12 protein-coding genes are annotated in these 18,549 nt (G+C 50.9%); all 12 read right to left on the reverse strand.

Going from position 1 to position 18,549, the window contains the following annotated elements:
* Nucleotides 1-23: 23 nt before the first annotated feature.
* Nucleotides 24-1,625 carry a type VI secretion system protein TssA gene (tssA, locus tag ACOTW6_RS02070; RefSeq protein ID WP_062932970.1) on the reverse strand — a complete coding sequence of 534 codons (1,602 nt, stop codon included), beginning with the start codon at nucleotides 1,623-1,625 and terminating at the stop codon, nucleotides 24-26.
* Entirely contained in the window at nucleotides 1,625-5,092 is a 3,468-nt protein-coding gene (locus ACOTW6_RS02075; RefSeq protein WP_062932969.1) for an ImcF-related family protein, read from the reverse strand. Before ACOTW6_RS02075 ends, tssA begins: the two co-directional genes overlap by 1 nt.
* Complete coding sequence (locus ACOTW6_RS02080) at nucleotides 5,089-6,297, reverse strand: hypothetical protein (protein ID WP_062932968.1); 1,209 nt, start codon at nucleotides 6,295-6,297, stop codon at nucleotides 5,089-5,091. Before ACOTW6_RS02080 ends, ACOTW6_RS02075 begins: the two co-directional genes overlap by 4 nt.
* 654 nt (nucleotides 6,298-6,951) lie before the next feature.
* Entirely contained in the window at nucleotides 6,952-7,494 is a 543-nt protein-coding gene (locus ACOTW6_RS02085; RefSeq protein ID WP_062932967.1) for a M949_RS01915 family surface polysaccharide biosynthesis protein, read from the reverse strand.
* Nucleotides 7,491-8,003 carry a TIGR02594 family protein gene (locus ACOTW6_RS02090; protein ID WP_074135707.1) on the reverse strand — a complete coding sequence of 171 codons (513 nt, stop codon included), beginning with the start codon at nucleotides 8,001-8,003 and terminating at the stop codon, nucleotides 7,491-7,493. The genes ACOTW6_RS02085 and ACOTW6_RS02090 overlap by 4 nt, the downstream gene beginning before the upstream one ends.
* Nucleotides 8,004-8,093: 90 nt before the next feature.
* A complete protein-coding gene (locus ACOTW6_RS02095) occupies nucleotides 8,094-8,471 on the reverse strand; it encodes a LysM peptidoglycan-binding domain-containing protein (RefSeq protein WP_213788813.1) in 378 nt (125 codons plus the stop codon).
* Nucleotides 8,472-9,121: 650 nt separating this feature from the next.
* Entirely contained in the window at nucleotides 9,122-9,397 is a 276-nt protein-coding gene (locus tag ACOTW6_RS02100; protein WP_213788814.1) for an XAC2610-related protein, read from the reverse strand.
* Nucleotides 9,398-9,976: 579 nt separating this feature from the next.
* Nucleotides 9,977-10,606 (reverse strand): hypothetical protein, encoded by a 630-nt coding sequence (locus ACOTW6_RS02105; protein WP_246616011.1) that lies wholly within the window; start codon nucleotides 10,604-10,606, stop codon nucleotides 9,977-9,979.
* Between the two features lie 226 nt (nucleotides 10,607-10,832).
* Entirely contained in the window at nucleotides 10,833-12,782 is a 1,950-nt protein-coding gene (locus tag ACOTW6_RS02110; protein WP_421766224.1) for a M23 family peptidase, read from the reverse strand.
* Nucleotides 12,783-12,796: 14 nt separating this feature from the next.
* Complete coding sequence (locus tag ACOTW6_RS02115) at nucleotides 12,797-15,238, reverse strand: type VI secretion system Vgr family protein (RefSeq protein WP_421766225.1); 2,442 nt, start codon at nucleotides 15,236-15,238, stop codon at nucleotides 12,797-12,799.
* The gene (gene tssH / locus ACOTW6_RS02120; RefSeq protein ID WP_213788816.1) at nucleotides 15,235-17,880 is read right to left on the reverse strand and encodes a type VI secretion system ATPase TssH; all 2,646 of its coding nucleotides are present in this window, start codon (nucleotides 17,878-17,880) and stop codon (nucleotides 15,235-15,237) included. The genes ACOTW6_RS02115 and tssH overlap by 4 nt, the downstream gene beginning before the upstream one ends.
* A 173-nt stretch (nucleotides 17,881-18,053) precedes the next feature.
* A complete protein-coding gene (gene hcp, locus ACOTW6_RS02125; RefSeq protein WP_009653685.1) occupies nucleotides 18,054-18,545 on the reverse strand; it encodes a type VI secretion system effector Hcp in 492 nt (163 codons plus the stop codon).
* Nucleotides 18,546-18,549 lie beyond the last annotated feature (4 nt).

The following is an 18,549-nucleotide window of genomic DNA, read 5'->3' on the forward strand; positions in this document are numbered from 1 at the left end:
CTTTTCGCTGAATTCAGTCCTGGTTACCCGCAAAGCACCGCACTGCCTGCCGGGTCAAGCGCAATCAGGCCCGCCAGAAGCTGGTCCATCTCTGGCTGAAGCCGTGACTTATCGGTTTCACTGCGGGCGGCTTTCATGCGCAGCAGCCTGAGACGGCGCGATTTCACTTCAAACAACAGCGCCGGTGTCCACTGAGTGAGGGTGATGGCCTGTGCTGCACCGTCAAGTTCACCCAGCAGATGCAGCGCCAGTTCATTCTTACCCTTCTGCTCCGCCACACGTGCCATCAGCAGACGCACCAACCATTTGTCTTTTGTGGTGTCGGTGCCCGGGCGCGTTTGCAGCCAGTGGAGTGTGGCATCCAGACCATCCGTGTCAGCTTTCTCCAGTGCTTCCGGTTCAAGGGCCAGAATATCGTTGCCAGTTTCACTCAAGGCATTGACAGGCTCATCCCGCCAGTTGGACATCTCGTCCTGCACGCTCTGGTTTATCCAGTTCAGCGTGACCTCATCAGCAAAGGGTGTGCCGTCATTGAAGGCCAGCGTTTCAAGTCCGGGAAGGCGCCGCAGCAGCCCTTTCAGGTCAGCGGTAATGATATCGGCCAGCACATCCTGGCCTGATTTAATCAGGGCCTGATGGATATACCACTGCAAATCCAGCCAGAGATGATTGGCGCCACGCGAGAAAGTGCTGTCCGCTTGCTCCAGTATCTCCAGCCAGCTCTGTTGCAAATACAGCCGTTTGAGCATTGCCCGCTGGTCAGCCCGCGGCGGTTCTATGCGCGTTTTCCCTTCGGCATCCGGTGCCGGGATTGCTCTTAGCGTGTCGTGACGCAGACTTTTCATCAGCCGGTGTGCGGCAAGCCAGCCATCCGGTTGCTCAAGCAAATATCCCGTCAGGGTTCGGGCCTGAGCCAGCAAATCCTGACCGGACGTGATGCGGCTCAGCACTGGCGCGTCCTGTTCTGCCGTGTGAGATGCCGACTGCGGGCGTGTCTGACTGCTGGCGTTCTGGGGTATTACCACATCCACGCCACCGGCTTTCATCAGGCGGGATCCCAGCGCGCTGTACAGGGCACTCAGATCTGGACGTGACGCTTCAGGCTCAGTTTCAAGACTGTCTCGGATGAGCAGCAACGCACCGGTCGTACGCTGGGCATCGTCGCGTACCACTTCTGGCCAGAGTAACAGGCTATCAAGTAGACGAGAGCCTGCGAGCCACTCCAGCGCTGGTTTACGGCTTCGCTCGCGCTGTGGATGGAGCTGTGTTCCATACTGGGTTAGTAATCCCGCCAGTAACTCAAGCCCTTCAGCAAACCCGGTTTCACCGTCCTGGTGCAAGCGCGCCCAACAATAGTAAGTAGCAACCCGGACATCTTTGGCCTCTGTGGTCAGCACCTTTTCAGCCAGCTGGCAAATCAGCCCGGTATCAATGCCGGAAAGTTTATTGACCTCCTCCCGGATACGCTGGAAATCATCGTCATAACCCGGGTCTTCTCCTGTAGGATTGATCTCACTGATAGGGGTAAGCCAGCGCTGCCAGCTTTCCATACGTGACTGCGCCTGCTGTCGCAACAAGGTTTCATCCGCCTGGCAGGCAACAACCAGATTCAGCAAAGCGTCCATTATTCGACTCCGTCCATGTCACTGTTTTCTGTGTTGGTCATCAGCGCCTGCGCCATAGCCGCGCTGTCGACGCTGAATATTTGATCTGGCAGCGTAAAACCCCGCAGTGCCAGTAACGCCAGCGGCCCACTGCCCAGTTGTGAACGCAGTACCCACTGTAGGGTCCGACCATCCGGGGCGGTAAAACTCATCATCCACTGACTGCGGTCTAGCTGCTCTCTCTTACTTTCATCCAGCCAACGAATAAAGCCCCAGGTTCCGCTGTAATCACCAAACAGACGTGCGCCCGCATTGACGGTGGTCCATGTCAGCATGGTTCCGGGCTTGTAGGTGTCACCAGGCCAACGGAAGCTCTGCCAGTCTGCCATCTGGTTGAAGTAGTGCAGCTTTTGTCCATCAATAGTCAGTTGCGTTTCTACCACCTGCGGTACCGGACGCGCCTGTAGCTCAAAACTGATGCCCTGACTGCCGTCGGTAAATAAGATATCCGATAGCTGGCTGAGCTGATTAATCGCCCGCAGGAAGGCTGGATTAAAGCTCAGCCCCTGGCTATTAACCTTATCCGGCACCCACTGGCTGCCCTCCTTATGCAGCACACCGCCGAGTTCCGTGGTCAGGAAGCGCTCAATGCGTCCGCTATCCTTACGCACAAACTCAGCCAGCATTGGCAGAGAGGAATCACTCTTGCTGATCGCGAATGGGAAGCGTCCGTCAAATGCCGTATGCCAGTTCGCCACCACGGAGCGACTCCATTTGTCATTCAGGCTCGCTGCCGATGGCTGAAGCACAGTTTCCCAGGCCTGGGTCAGTGGCTGCACAAACATGGTGCTGCCAAAACCACTCCACTCTTCGCCCAGGCTTGCAGCAATCAGGCTGCCGTACTGCTGGGTGTCGATCAGGTCCACGCTTTTGCCCTGGAACACGGTCTGCGCCAGGCTCTGCATCATTTCCTGAGGGTCAGAGGCGCTGGCGACCTGTTGCAGACGCAGACGCACACGGGTGATACGGGTAAGATACGTTTGCAGGCTCAGTGAGTTGTCAGCCGACATAACGTTGCTGCCTTTGTTTTTACCCATAAGTGCCAGCAACGGTCCAAAGGTTTCATCCAGTGGGCCCTGCGGGCCTGAGGCTGACTGGTCAATTACCGGTTTGTCCTTCCCGCCTACCAGGTCTTTAGCCGATTTGATGATGGAGTCCGACAGGTCTTCACTCTTCTGGCCGGTCTGTCCCTGCCAGGCGAGGGTGTTCATCAGGGCAATCAGCGGTGACTGGCGAACATCACTCATCAGCGTCAGCTGGTCGGTGACATCTGCAATATTGTTTGCCGGATTAAGTTGCAGGCTGTTGAGGAAGCTCAGCCAGCTACCGGCAAAGTCGGTGAAGTAGCGTTCCGTCAGACGTGCTTTCAGTGCTTCCGGCGACAGGTCTGAGGAGACGGCTTTCCGGCTGTCGCTCAGCACCCAGTCAATTTCATCGCGGCGGGAGTTCGCCGCTTTCTCAATGGCCTGCTGAATACCTCCCTCCCAGGCCTGACGGGTGAACATGCCCGGCACCACCTCATCGGTGGTAAACAGGCGACGGGCATCGGTACCGCCGGTCATGTCCTCCAGAGACACATCGGCGAAGTTACGACGCACGGATTTGAGCATGTTCTCGTACAGCGTACTTTCCGCGTTGCGCCGTCCAATTTGCTGCAACAGCACCTGGCGGCTCTGGCTGACCAGTTGCTCATCCGGCGTGGTTTTCCACTGTGGCTGCGCTGGCAGTTCGGTGATGTAGAAAGCCCACAAATCCGGTGACAGGCTTTGCCACAGGCCAGCTGAGATGCCTAAACGCGTCGGCTGCACGGTTTTCATGGTTTGCGCGTAGAATGCACCATCAGCTTTATCCGGCCGGGACATCATCAGCCAGGCTTTCAGCTGGTCATAACCCGGTTTCGCCATCTGTGTCCGCTGGTCGCTGTTGGGTGCCGAATTGACCAGCGCAATGAGCTTCTGCTTAAGCGCTTCATTTGCCGGATCACGTATCAGACGGTTGTTCGCCACCCCGTACCAGGGCAGCATTGCGTCAAGCAACTGCTGATCATGGTCCAGACCAAAGCGCTGATACCATGGCGCGCCGTCCTGAATATGGTGCAGCAGACGACCGGCATCATTACGCAGAGCATGCAGGGCCGTCAGTTGGTAATCAGATACAGAAGGGTGCTCCACCAGAGCATGAGCCTGCTGTGCAACAGAAATGATTTGTGACCGGTTGACCGCAAACGACAGCAGCGTCCCTATCCCCCAGACACTGATGATGGCCATCAGTACCCAGGCCAGCGCTCGTTCCCACGGCATACCGACACGACGGCCACGTACGCGGATGCAGTCGTCGACAATACTCTGCCAGGTTGCTGGCAGAGTCAGGGCATGACGCTGCGATCCATAATTCTCAGCGTCGGCTGTTCCCGCTGACATTCCGGCAGGTTTCTTCTCCGACAGGCTGAACATCAGACCACGCAGCGGGACGCGCTGCTGAGAAACAAAGAGCCATGGCTGCAACTGCTGAGCCCAGCGGGCAATAGCACCGTCGTTCAGGTGATGGCTCAGGCGCAGCAGGAAGTCGTGGCTGCTGTTTTCCGCGACCTGACTCATCCCCTGCGCCCGCAGGGCTGGCAGCATCAGTTCCAGCTGGCGGATTACATCGTCTTCTTTTGCGCGTGGTGGAAAGCTTGCACCTACCGCCTGCTCAGGACGCGTACCCTGCGACCAGTGACTGCTGCACAGTTGCCACAGCCAGACCGGAGCGGAATAACGCAGCAGTTCGCTGATTTTTTCCAGGCCGCGTAAATCGCTGTCGCTGATATGTGGGGTCAGCTTAAGCGACTCGGGCAGTACACGGATAATCCCGTCCAGCGGGCGCCCGCGGCGTAGTTTACGCAGCGCTGTGTATTTTTCGCGGTCAGGCTCCGATGCCAGGCTGCCGCCGTAAATCAGCACGGTGCGGTTGCCTTCAAGCCACTGCTGCTTTTGCAGGCCGGGTAGCAGTTGCTCAATCGCGGCTTCATCGCCGGTGATTAACAGCAGACGTGTTTTGCTACGCCAGTAAAAACTAATACGGGAGCGGAGATGCGCCCGAATCCTGTCACACATGACCACCGCAGGGTGAACAGGGGCGTTATCATTTTCCCGCTTCCTTTTTTCATCATCACCACTGGTATCGTCGACAAGCGCATTAAACTCCTGCTTACCGGCATTACGAACTGCCGCCAGGAGCAACATGGATAGGATAAGGGTGCAGCCTGAAATACTTCCGCCAGCGATAAGCCAGTAGATTTGCTGCTGACTACCGTCTTGAATCCCGGCTATATCCGGATGCTTCCAGATCATCAACGTCATAACGGCTAACAACAAAAAGAAAAGCAATGCGACAGCAAGATAGCGGCCTTCCGTAGTCTTTGGTGCAATAGAAAAAGGTAGCTTCACGGATCCATCTCCTGTCGGGAAGCAATCGGGGTAATGAGCGTGCTCCACAGCACATTCTTTGTGGTATCGCCACAAATAATCATCTGTGGTGACTGTGTTTGTTGGGCGATTTCAGTGGCGGCAGCGATAGCAAGCCAGGGGGCTGCGGCACCGGCACGTCCCATAGACCTGTCGAGTGAAATGACGGAGTCGTCCGCTACAGACTGCGCAGGATGTGCATTCTGACATGTGATCACTTCTGCGTGCTGCTCATCCGTCAGTCCGGCAAGCCATAAATTTTTAACGATATGTCCTTTGAGCGGGACGTTCCAGGCGGACATGTTCATCCCCTCGCTCAGTTCACCAGGAGAGGAAGCATCTGGCCGGTGCAGCAGCGCGAGAGGTTCGAGTGCCTCCTGTGTCAGGCGGTTGCCGAGAAGCAGTGCAACAGCGGCTTCTGCGGTATTGTTTGAGTCAACCGGGTTAATCTGGAGGCCAACGATCAATAACATCGTTTCATCTTTAATGCGGTAATCCAGCCAGTGGCTAACGACTCCCGGCCCATTGCTGTCCACATACTCAACCGCGCAGGTTATTCCACTTTCCTTCCAGGATTCCTGCCAAATCTCCTGAATCGCAGGGAATGACAAAGATGACGAGTTATCAAGGATGACAGCCAGTGAGGCATTTTCCGGGAACTGACCAACTGGCAGATCCGCAATGAGTTCAGAAAACAGACGTGTGACAACCAGCTCAGGAGTCTCTCCCGGCTCTGTCGTAATACGGCTTAGCCTCTTGCCTTTTTCGCCTTTCCAGTCCGACTGAGAAATAATAATGCTGTGATTCTTGAGTATCTCAACAGCGACAGAACCCTGTTTGTCTTCCTTATGGGCAGTTATAAATGTCATATTCAGTATCTGAAGCGCGCGGCGTGCTTTACGGGTCTCACTTAAGATCCAGCGTTCCCGATGCCGGTCAAAACTATTCGCTTTACTGTCCTGTAATGACCAGTGCCACATACGAAAACCGAAACTTATAATCCAAACAACAACGGGCGTACCAATAGCGACCAACCAGAAGTGGTTGTTATCGATGTATCGCCCGAATATCCGCATGAGGATCACACTGATGACCAGCATTGCCGCCAGGACAGCAAACCAACGGGATGTTTTTGGCGGAACTGGTCGTGGATAACATTCAGGAAGATGTTTAAGGGAATACCGCATTCACACACTCATGATTCAAAATTTCTAAGCATTAGCTAAAAGGGAAAAATGTTTGGCTCTCTCGGGATATCTGTCAAAGATCATTTCATATTTTTTATGGCCTCTGTTTTTAATTTCAATTAGCGTTACCTCCCCGTTTGAATCATATGAAATGCGCTTACCCTCCTCAATATAATTACCTTGTATGTCAATGTAATTTGTTTCTATTCTGAGGCGGCCAATTTCAGGGCCTGATGTATAATACCCACGGCAATGCATTGTTTTTTTGAGTACATACTCCGGAATTCACATAAAGTGGCCCATGTTTTTCGAAGATATAAAATATAGTCATTTCATTATGAAAAAAGAAAAACCTGTTCTCTCTGTTGGGTATGTAGTTGTAAGCAAGATACGCTTTATTATCTTTATCTGCATTCAATTTACCTGGTCTTTTTCCGTAAGCATAATCGGAAGCATATACATTACCGATTTTTTATGTCTCTAGCTACTACCTTTGTAGTTGAATGAAACATTATTGATATATTGGATTTTATTATCATCCCCACGATAAGAAATGCAAGAACATGAGTGGGATTTTGTCATTAATTTTTTACCTTTCCCATTCAAAAATAATTCTGGTACACTGAATTTATTTAATGTTTAATCAAAAAATGTTTACTCCAGAACAACTGTTGATGCTTTACACCAATTGTTGAGCATGTATTTATGCAAAAGAATATTATTTTTTAAATTAGTATCTGGTAATGGTCTAATATTATTATCAATTACCCCATCAGGCGTAATCATCCGTTCTTCTCCTCGAAGAGAATGCTTAATACCATTTTCATAAGCAAAATATTTTACAGCAACTGGATCAAGGCCGCCCACACAACCTATGGTATAAGCAAACAATACTGTATCTAATGAGTCATTAATTTTCTTAACCTCGAATGAGCCCTTAATCAAGGCCATATTTATATCAAGCGGACATTTATTTACAAAATCGACAAGACTCCATATTTTTTTGTTTTTCACATACTCCGAAGCAGTTATTGTTGAATTTTTAACATCCCCAAGATTTTCTTCTTGAATATCAATCCTTACCTTATGGACACCATCAATCCTAACAAACTCCTTAGTAAAAGAAGATGCAAAACTACTCATAACAGGCAAAGTCACCAGAAATAATGCTAGTTTTATCTTGTTTGTTAGAATCATCTTGTGCTCTCGTGTCCAGTTGTTTTAGAATGAATACCAATCATTTCATTCAGTTCATTTACATCAAAGATGTCTAATTCTTTTTGTGCATTTGACTCATAGTATCCTTTATATGCCACTGGTAAAAAAAATCTAAAATCTTTAAAAAGTGAAAATTTTATTGTGTCACCCTGATTACCGCCCAAACAAATTAATTCTCCAGACTTCGATTGACCATATACAAAGGTTGCATGCTTTCCTGATGATGCGGCACATCCATAGATAGGTTTTTTGATTTCAAAAAAGTTATTGCTATCTTTAAAAAACGAAATAGCACGATATGGATCTGGCACTGTTTTATGATATCCACTTTCTTGAAAACAATAATTTACAAAAGACGAACACCAAGCATTTGATGTCCCAACTAGATTTTTTATCCATTTATGACCTATTAATGCATGATAATTGCTGGTAATAGAGTCTTCTTTAGTTCCATGCCATTTCTTTGCCTCACTCAGTGCAATATTCATCCACGGAGCTTCTCTCTGGTCATGAGGGAGTATAGCTATTGGATTTCCAGAATTTTCCCCCAATCGATTCCAGCGTTTTTTTATTGGTATTTACTTCTTTTTTTGTGTTTTTTTATTCACTGATTTTGATGCTGGAGGGCTAACTGCTGGTTTTTCTGTTTCGCCAACAGCATTACTACCACTGTTGCTTATGGAAAGTGATTGCCCTGGGTAAATTTTATTAGGTTCGGATATGTTGTTCTGTCGTGCGATTTCGTCTAAACTAACATCGTATTTATCCGCGATCTCCGCAAGAGTATCACCCGGTGAAACGATATACACTGAAGGGTCACTAGTATTGACACCATAAATCGTCAAGTGCTGACCGGGGAAGATCTTACTTACATCTTTTATATTATTATTTTTAGCAATTTCATCAGTACTTGTCTTATAACGTTCGGCAATTTTCGAGAGGGAGTCTCCTGACATGACTATGTACTTTATCGTTTTTCGCTGTCGACCAAGTGGCCGAGATTCAGCTGGCTCTTGCTTTTTTGGTACTAATTACTCTCTCCCCACCGGAAACATGCAAGGAATATTGCCCATACTTATTACAACCAATTATGCCAGAAGATTGAGTGCAATATTTATTCAGTAATTTAATGTATTCCTCTTTTGCCTGAAAACCCGTATCTTCGCTTAAATTTTGCGTAGCAAATTGATTCCACGCCTCATAGTCACTAATAAAATCAATGACTGTTTATTGAGGAGTAAGTTTTGCATTTGATCTCATTGCAAAAGCTGAGAAGATCATTAACACAAATAATATAATTAACAACTTAAGAAATTACATTTTAATTACGTAATAGCATAATAATCGGATTCTTGTTCTGTAGAATCGTTAGGCACATACCAGGAATACTTAAATGGAGGCCATCTGACATCCTCAAATGTCATTCTTCCAATTAATCCATTTATCCCTTGACGATTTTGTTTGCTGATAGTTCCAGACAAATTCATTGTTGCACTAGCCCTCCAGAATGCTGATTCTCTAAGCCATCATCTTCACTAGTTTTTACAATCAAAGGTGATTTTTCACAACTATTACCAATTTTCACTTCCTTATATTGATACTTATTTCACTTAAGAGCGTCAATTGGCATAGCGCATGATTTCGGAGCGTTACCATCATAAAACGTGTTAATTAAATTGTCACCATCAATCCGAATATTAACAAAGTCATCGCCGCATCCAGGCTTTATCTCTTTGAATTTTCCCTCAGGTGGAGAAAAGATAAATAATCTATAAATTTTATACGTACCCATTCCTTCATCTAAATGCCATACACTGAAGTCTTTATAACCATCACGATTATAATCTTCGAGTGTAACATGATTTTTTCTCAGATGAAACATCTATTTCTTCTGTGCTAATAATCTTACCATGATTTAAAATCGACATTAACAACGAATCATTATTTTTCAGCAAAACCTTCGCAGAAATACCTTCTGCAAAGTTAACATCTAAAAGTTTATTATCACAACCTAATGCAGTATTTGTAAAAATGTAAAAAAGAAAAATAATATACCTCATTATAACACCTTAGGATTTTGTTAAGTCCACAACAATGCGAGATTTTCCAGTAAGGCTTACAGTAACAGTTGCTTAACGCCGGGTAAAACTATTCGCTTTACTGTCCTGTAATGGCCAGAGCCATATGCGAAAACCGAAACTTACAATCCACACAACGACAGGTGTGCCAATAGCAAGCAACCAGAAGTGTCTGGTATCGATGTAGCGTCAGAATATACGCATAAGGGTCACGCTAATAACCAACATTGCCGCCAGAACGACAAACCAGCGGGATGTTTTTGGTGAAACTGGTCGTGGATAACATTCAGGAGGATGTTTCAGTGAGTACGACATTCATACTTCATAATTTATAATTTATAATTCATACTTCATAATTTATAATTTATAAATATTAACTAAGGTTAGTTATCATCAAATGAAATACTCTCAAGCAGTTTCAACGCATCTTTAGAGAGCTCTTCATTTTTATCATCAGGGGAATTAATGCCAGAGCCACATAGAGCATTATTTTTATGTATCAAACAGAAATAAATGCTCTCACCTAGAGTTCCATCTATGAGTTTCGCCATACTGTTAACAGCCATAAAACCAGATGCATTTTTACTTTTTACCTGCACTAGGGATAGATGATTTATCTTTACATTTTTTACATAAGCTGTATCTGGTATTAGTTTCCATATCTTATTCTTATAATCATAAACAATTTTATTATCAGTACTACTAACACTAATTCCTTTAGTGTTTACTTGCTGTGTATCATATCCCGCTTCAAATGCCTCACCAGAATATAAACAACTCCACTCTGATATTGGCGATTTTTTTTTAAAGTACTCATCCTCTGACAATGTAGGGAATTTGTAATCCCTGAAATGCACATTACATGCATCAAAACTGGATGACGAAGAGATTTCTGCGTTAGAATCTGAAGTCAATGCTCTGGTTACTGAAGTATTTTCAACTTTAGCTTCAGGAGCAGAGGCCATAGCGAAGGAACTAATACTGAGAAAAACCACTATATATAACAATTTCATATAATTTACGTCCTATGATTATATCCTTCTGGAAAGTCCAAAACAAAACTTCCAGAAGCATTCGGGAATTTATTTTCAGTTAAAATAGCAATGGCAACTCCGTAGGCACAGCATCTTGAATCGAATCCATTTAGTGAGCGATGGTAAAGTGAACCGATCCTTCCAGGTAAATTAACTGCGGCACTTGCTTTCCAAAAACTAGGACTTCGGTAGTAATACTTAATTCCTAGATTTGAATTAACAGAAACCCTCTCAAAACATGCTCCTCATCGGCATATTTAGCCATCTTATTTTTTACCCAATAAAACCCAGCGCTATCTGCAGCTAATGTACCTTGTGAATCACTAACCTCGCTCCTTAGTCCTATAAACTCTGTTGGAAGCGTAGGGAAGTGGCGATCTTGCAATGTCGCATTAGATCTATTCGCAGGTGGTTGTGCTGCAATTAATGCATATGCGTCAACCAAACTTCGTTTTAATTGATCCTCAACTACCTTGCCAATATATTTAAAATAATTTAGGTAGTTTTCTGGATTAGTTAATTGCAAAAAACCGCGTCCGTACCACGGGGCGTACCAGAGGTTACTGCCATTTCCTTCATGAAGGGTACTTAACCAGCCTGTTTCTTGTATTGCATTACCTAAAAAGCAAGAAATCCTAAAGGGCGTATTAATACAATACTTTCTCATCGAGGAATTTAAATTTGAAATCTGGTTACTTAAAATTGAGCCCGGCGTTCTTAAATTCGTATTAATTGCCTCCCAAACAAACCGATCTCTGCCAGATTGCCGCAGTGCATGGCTAGGTACTATTTGTTTCATTTCACAGAAACTTAACCATCCACAGTTTCTAAAATGTTTAATGAATGTTTTTGGCTCAAAATGCCACAGCCTTCCATTACTCAATGCTCCGGAATCAAAGCACAACGCTTCTGCATGAGCCTTAAATTTTGCATAATCTCCTTCCGTCATCGGAGCACGCTTGTCATTCCCCGTTTTCAGCCATGAAAAACGGGTATCGACCGTACTTTTTTCCCATTCGAACGGGAAATGACAGATTAACTTTCCACACTGATTATTGTACTCACCGTCCTCCTGCAGTTTCCTGATTATGGCTGAGCTACACTGACTATTACTGTCAGTATCGTCATCAACCAGCTGCCAGCCCGTCCAGTGAGGAAAATCAGCGTCACTGAATTTTTTAATATTCGGATCAGCGAGATTGACCACCCCTTTGCCACCCGGATAACTGACCGTCATCCATAATGGCGCATCTGCCGGTACCAGCGTTTCATGCTCCGTATTGATCACCCGGCCAAAACGAAGCAGCTCAAACCCGGCGCTGGGGCTTTCCTTATAATTCCGCATCGCGGTGTTATAGAGATTATATTCGTAGTCCTCTCCGTCAGCATTCACCAGAGGGTCGCCCAGCAGGTCATACTTCCCGTCAGTCTGCGTATTTTTCTGCCGGGTCACCATCGTGCAGCTGCCCTGTGCCAGCGTCATACTGGCATACAGAGGCGCACTGCTGGTATACAGCTCAGAAAGCCCGGTTATGGAAGTACTGTTATTTGCGGGTGCCTTATCATAAAACTTCGTTCCGGCCGGAAGATAAAAGTGAATATCTCCGTAAACGGCATCAGTCCGGCCATCTTTCGACACGTCCAGTTCACGGGTCGTTCTGCCCGTCAGCTTGCTGATATTGTTGTCATCACAGAAAATCTGGAAATGGAATTCATTCCGTCCACTGCACGTGCCTGAAGAGCCCAGGGGGGCTTTACGGTATATTTTTGCATCCTGCTTTATTTCTGCCTCCAGAAATTTCATATGCATGCACAGTGAATAGAATACGACCTTCCCGTCATCTCCGCTTCCTGTCTCCGTTTCATGCTTCAGCAACACATAGCCGTCATCTGTCGGTCCGAGATAATTGAGTGGTTCTGTATCTTTAGACGGCGATGGCTGGCGGAACGAAACAACCACGCCATCAGCAATTGCCCGTATTTTTTCATTAGGCATTCCTTCGTCTGTATGTGTGATGTGAACACCTCCATGCCAGGATTCTGCTCCGTTCAACGGGAATCCCTGGTCTGGATTAACCGGCATCATTGCGCCAGTCCAGTCGGCATCAGACTGGGATGCAGTTCTGTTTCTCAGAAACGGTGGGCTGATAATCATGTTATGACTCCGTGTCAGGAAAAAAGGAAATAACTGGCTGGCTCTGCTGCTTCCGGAGCAGCAGGACCAGTACCCGGGACATCTTCGTCTTTGTCTGGTTTTTCTTGCTGGTTGTTACCGGAGCTGGCAGGTTCTGCTGCTATCGGGGCAATACTCGGGAAATCTTCTGGTTTATTTGCCTTCTGCTGCCGGTCATAAAATCCCGCCCGTGTCCGGTAATCCCCGAGCGTCGCCGCCTCAATCGCATTCGCATCCAGTGTGATATAGCTCCCGCCGCCGTTCAGCGTGATCTTCTTCTTCGCAAGGATCCTGATTTCATCTTCCGTGCTGACGATGCTGATTTCTTTTCGTGCCAGCAATGCCATTAAATCATTCTGTGCCTGTACCTGCACCGGCCCCTGGTTGGCGATGAGCCTGATCCCCAGTTTGCGCACAAACACACTCAGGGCATTGCCCACCCCGATGAACAAATTTTTCACCACGCTGACGTCCGCATTTTTACCGGCCGTGGCAATCAGGTTCTGCCCGGCCGATACCTGCAGATGGTCTCCGCTGGTCAGTGCGATACCGTCCGGTGCGCTCATCAGCAGCACCGATTTTTTAAGGTCCGTCAGATGCTGCTCCAGCAGGGTGATTTGCGCCTGAAGGTCTGCCGGGTTCGCGGTCGCCTGCTGCGCATCACCGGAGATGGATGTCATCTGCTCCCGGGCATCGCCGAGATTGCTGACCGCCGGCACCATCTCCAGCACCTGCCCCTGCGCCTTCTCCTGGCCGTCAGCACTGATAAAAATCCCCTTCTGCGCCCGGATGGCGCCCCGGCTGTCCGTCCTGAGCTCAAACCCCTCACCGCGCTTCTGCCTGTCGCTGTCAACCAGATGGCCTAGATTCAGCTGGCTCTTGCCGCCGTACTCCGTGCTGACCTTGATATGCTCTTTCCCGCGCTCGTCGTCGAGGCGGATTTTGTTGTTCGCCGGCGTGCGCAGGACGTTACGTCTGTAGTTGCGGATGGTGACGTGGTCGCCGTGCGCCGAGTCGTGCAGCACACCGGCAATGTACGGCCGGTCCGGGTTGCCGTCCTCAAAACCAATCGCCACCTCGGTGCCTGCCAGCAGCGGCAGGTGCAGGCCGTAGGTGTCACCCGCATACGGGCGGGACTGACGGACCCACAGACTCTCGAACCCGGTCTCCCAGTTCTCACGGTCAAACAGCATGTTGACGCGGTAGCGGCCGTCTTTGTCGATATGCCCGTAGGTGTCATTTTCAGTGGTACTGGTGACGCGGGCCGGTAAGGTACCTGCCATCACCGGACGTGAACCAGGTTCCGGGCGAAAACTGAAATCCGGGCTGTCCGGGATACCGTCAAACCTGACGCAAAAGTCCGCATCACGCTGCGCATGGCTGTGCATCGCCGTGACAACCACGCCCTGCGCAAACACGTCTGCCACTTCGTACCCGCCGGTGACGGTCAGCAGCATACCCGGAGAGAGCACCGGACAACTGGTGAAGGCAACGGTCTGCGTCTGGCCATTCAGGTAGCGTTCGTGACGGATGCGGGCGTAAAACGCACCGGACTCCGGTGCCGGGTTGCGGTCATACGCGCTGCCCGGCGTCAGGTAGTTATCCGCCCAGTGATAGGCCTCACCGTACGTGGTGACATCCCCGCGGGTCGCATCCACCAGGGTGTTCATGTCCTGCGTGGCCTGACGGTAGTTGTAGTCGCGGGTGCTGACCGCCTTCTGGACCACCTTATGACGGCTCTCCATATCCCACACCGAGTCCACCCCCTGCGAGTGCTGCCCTGACGGCGGCACCGACGGCAGCGTCAGGCCTTTCTCATACCCCTGCCGGCTGTCGTAAAACTCCACCACGTCGATGTTGAGGCGCGTGTCGGTGGTAAAGCGGAACCAGATACCGACCTCACACAGCAGGCGGGTGATAAAGTGCAGGTCGTCCTCACCGTACTGCATCACCTGCTCACGGCGCGGATACTCTTTACTCAGCGAGAACAGGAAGTCCTGGCCGCGCATGCCGTGACGCTCGCGCAGGATTTTCTCCACAATCTGCGGGACGGACATGTCCTGGTAGATGGCGTTCTGGTGCGAGCGGCTGAGCAGCGCCAGACGCGGCTCAAGCGTCACTGCGTAACGGGTTTCATCCTTTGAGGTACCCAGACGTTCAAAACCCGTGACCACGCCCTGAATCACCCGCACCGGCTGCTGTATTTTGATGCCGTACCCCTGGTCTACCGGGGCCTGAAGCGTCAGGGAAGCCGCTTTCATCAGCATCATCTCTTTGCTGATGGCATGGTCCGCGCTGGTGAATTCAATACGGCAGCTGAACGGCGTGCTCAGGGCTTCATCACCCTCAAACGCCAGCACATCGGGTTCTGCGTCACATCCCTTCACCGACAGCAGGTGATGGCTGTGGCTGAATCTTAGCGGGGGATTGCTGCTCATGCGTGCACTCCTTCTGTCCGGTCAAACTCGAGCACTATGCCCTCTTCCTCATCCCAGCCCAGCGTCAGGGTATGCGGCTTCTGCCCCGCTGCCATATGCATCAGCAACTGCTGGCTCAGCACCGGCAGGATCTGCTGGTTCAGCAGGCTGTCAACATTGCGAGCCCCGGTGTCCGGCAGCAGGCAGGCATCGGTCAGTGCGTCGTACAGACTTTCGTGGATATCGGTCTTCATACCGTAGTGACGGTTGAGGCGTTTACTGACCTGCGCCAGCTTCATCTCCACAATGGTACGCATCGCTGCCTTTGCCAGCGGACGGTAAATCACTGTCTGGAAGCGCGCCAGCAGCGCGGGCTGGAAGTGGTCCCGCAGGACAGGACGCAGCAGTTCATGCAGGTCCGGCTCTGTCGCCTCCGGCTGTTCCTCCAGCATCTGCATGATGAGGTCGCTGCCGAGATTGGAGGTCATCAGAATCACCGTGTTGCGGAAGTCAATTTCCCGCCCCTCGCCGTCGCGCATGACCCCCCGGTCAAACACCTGGTAGAACAGGTTCATCACATCCCGGTGCGCCTTTTCCACTTCATCCAGCAGCACCACGCTGTAGGGGCGCTTACGGACGGCTTCGGTCAGAATGCCGCCCTGACCGTAACCCACGTAGCCCGGCGGTGAGCCCTTGAGCTGCGAGACGGTGTGTGGCTCCTGGTATTCCGAGAGGTTGATGGTGATAAGAGACTTCTCGCCGCCGAACAGTTCATCGGCCAGCGCCAGCGCGGTTTCGGTTTTGTCCACACCGCTCGGACCAACCAGCAGGAACACGCCCTGCGGGCCGTTCTCTGACGTCAGACCGGTTTTGCTGGCGCGCAGGCGCTGCGCAATGGCATTCAGTGCACTGTCCTGACCGACAACGCGTTTCGCCAGACTGTGCTCAAGGCTCAGCAGTTCCGTCTGCTCGTCCTTCATCAGGGAAGAGAGCGGTACGCCCGTCCAGTCGGCGATAACGGTGGCGACGGTACGCGCGTCCACATCCAGCCCCAGCAGCGGGGTATTCTGCTGCACGGCAGTAAGCTGCCTCTGAAGGTCCGCAATCTCCCCCTGACGGGAGATATCCGTGCGGCAGGCAAGCAGTTCTTCCGTCAGTTTCAGCTCCTGGCCGTACTGGGTTTCCCGTTCGTCGAGTTGCAGGATGATGCGGATTTTGTCCTGTTCAATGGCCGCCAGACGCTCGCCGTGGGTGGTGTTGCTCACCGCGATATCCTCCAGCAGCGCCTGCTTCTCCATAGCCAGTGCCGTGAGCTGCGCCTTCATGCGGGTCAGCGGCTCCGGCACCGTATCCAGGCTCATACGGACACGGGCAGAGGCGGTATCCAGCAAATCCACCGCCTTGTCCGGAAGCTGGCGTCCGGTCAGATAGCGTCTGGAGAGCGTGACGGCGGCTTTAACCGCTTCATCGGTAATATGCACGCCATGGTGCTCCGCGTAGCGTGACTTGAGTCCGCGCAGCATCAGGCAGGCGGTGTCGTCGTCCGGTTCATCAACTTTAACCATCTGGAAACGACGCTCCAGCGCGGCGTCGCGCTCAAAGTACTGTTTGTATTCGCTCCAGGTGGTGGCGGCAATGGTTCTGAGCTCACCGCGGGCCAGCGCCGGTTTCAGCAGGTTGGCCGCATCGGCGCCGCCCGCCTGGTTGCCCGCGCCGATAATGGTGTGCGCCTCGTCAATGAAGAGCAGAACCGGCAGGGGTGACTGCTGCACCGCGTCGATGATGTTTTTCAGGCGCTGCTCGAATTCCCCCTTCACACCCGCCCCGGCCTGTAACAGGCCGAGGTCAAGGGTGCGTACCGCGACCGGCTTCAGCGCGTCCGGCACATTGCCCTCATGAATGCGCAGCGCCAGTCCTTCCACGAGCGCGGTCTTGCCCACCCCCGGTTCGCCGACCAGAATCGGGTTGTTCTTGCGGCGCCGGGAAAGAATGTCCACCATCTGGCGGATTTCATTGTCGCGGCCATAGACCGGGTCGATTCTGCCCTCACGGGCGCGGGCGGTGACGTCGAGGGTGAACCTGTCCAGCGCATTCTGCAACGCCGGGTTCAGCTCTCCTTTTATATCCGCGTTCACCGGACGGCCGACAAACTCCACCTCATCCCCCTGCGTAAGCTCCGCTTCCTGCTGCACCTCCGGGCGTTCATCCGACTGCGCATCCAGAAGTCCACGCAGGCGCTCAAGCTGGCTCTGCGCCAGCGTCAGCAGCGGCCACAGGCCGTCACAGCGCAGCAGTTTCGGTTTTTCCACCAGAGCCATCAGAAGGTGAATGCTGCGGATATGCTCTTCCCCCGCCAGCGAGGCGTGCAGCCAGGCGTCCTGCATAAGGGACTGCACGCCCTCCGAAAGCTGCGGACGGCTGCGCACCGACCGTGGCAGGCTGTCCAGAAAACCCAGCATATCCTGCCATATCGTATCCATATCCCATTCGTAGCGCCGCGCCAGCACCGTCAGGTCGCCCTCACCCTGCTCCAGCAGTTTCAGCAGCCAGTGCTCAGGCAGGATTTCCGCATGAGCGCGGGTCTGGCACAGGGAAGCGGCCCCTTCCATCGCGCGGGCACAGTAAGGGTTAAGACGGCGTAACAGAATGGCTGGATTTTCCATGAGACTCTCTCTTTATCAGTTCCGGACACGCTACCGCCCGTCGCTGTTCCCTGTTATTCAGGAACCCAAAGCGCATCAGGTCGGGCAGGCAGATTGTGTTTTTCTTTGCTGACCACCCGTCAGTGCAGGCGCTCAGCAAAAAAAGCAGACGGCTGACCGTCTGCTCAGGGCTCTTACGCAGTGGCGCGTTCGTTCCAGGAATCGGAATGAATGATGTTGCCGTCCTTGTAGGTCCAGGTGATTTTTTCGTAGCGCAGTTCAATCTGCTCGAGGTGGTTGTGCTTCTCGAAAGCAGGATCCTTGATGTCATGCATCTTCGGATTCACTTTCACCAGCTTCACGTTCTCAAGCTTCGTGTTGAAGTACTCCACTTCCTGGCCTGCGTCATTGATTCTGTACCATTTGAACTCGGCAGATTTCAGGGTCTGGCCGGTCGTCACCGCCTTGTACAGGTACGGGCTGGAGGAGTCGATTTCCTTGGTGAACAGGAACGGGGTGTGGATACGGGTGCCGGTCAGTTTGCCGGTATTGTTATCGGTCGGGATGTACAGGTTGTGCTCCTGGGCCACCACTTCGATACTGCCTTCACGATCCTGAACGTCCACGGACCCTTTGATGTCCGCGCCGCCGTCGTCCTTCAGCCACAGATAGACTGGAATTGCCATGTTA

The sequence above is a fragment of the Enterobacter cloacae complex sp. IR5403 genome, from assembly GCF_049238705.1.
GTDB lineage: Bacteria > Pseudomonadota > Gammaproteobacteria > Enterobacterales > Enterobacteriaceae > Enterobacter > Enterobacter hormaechei_C.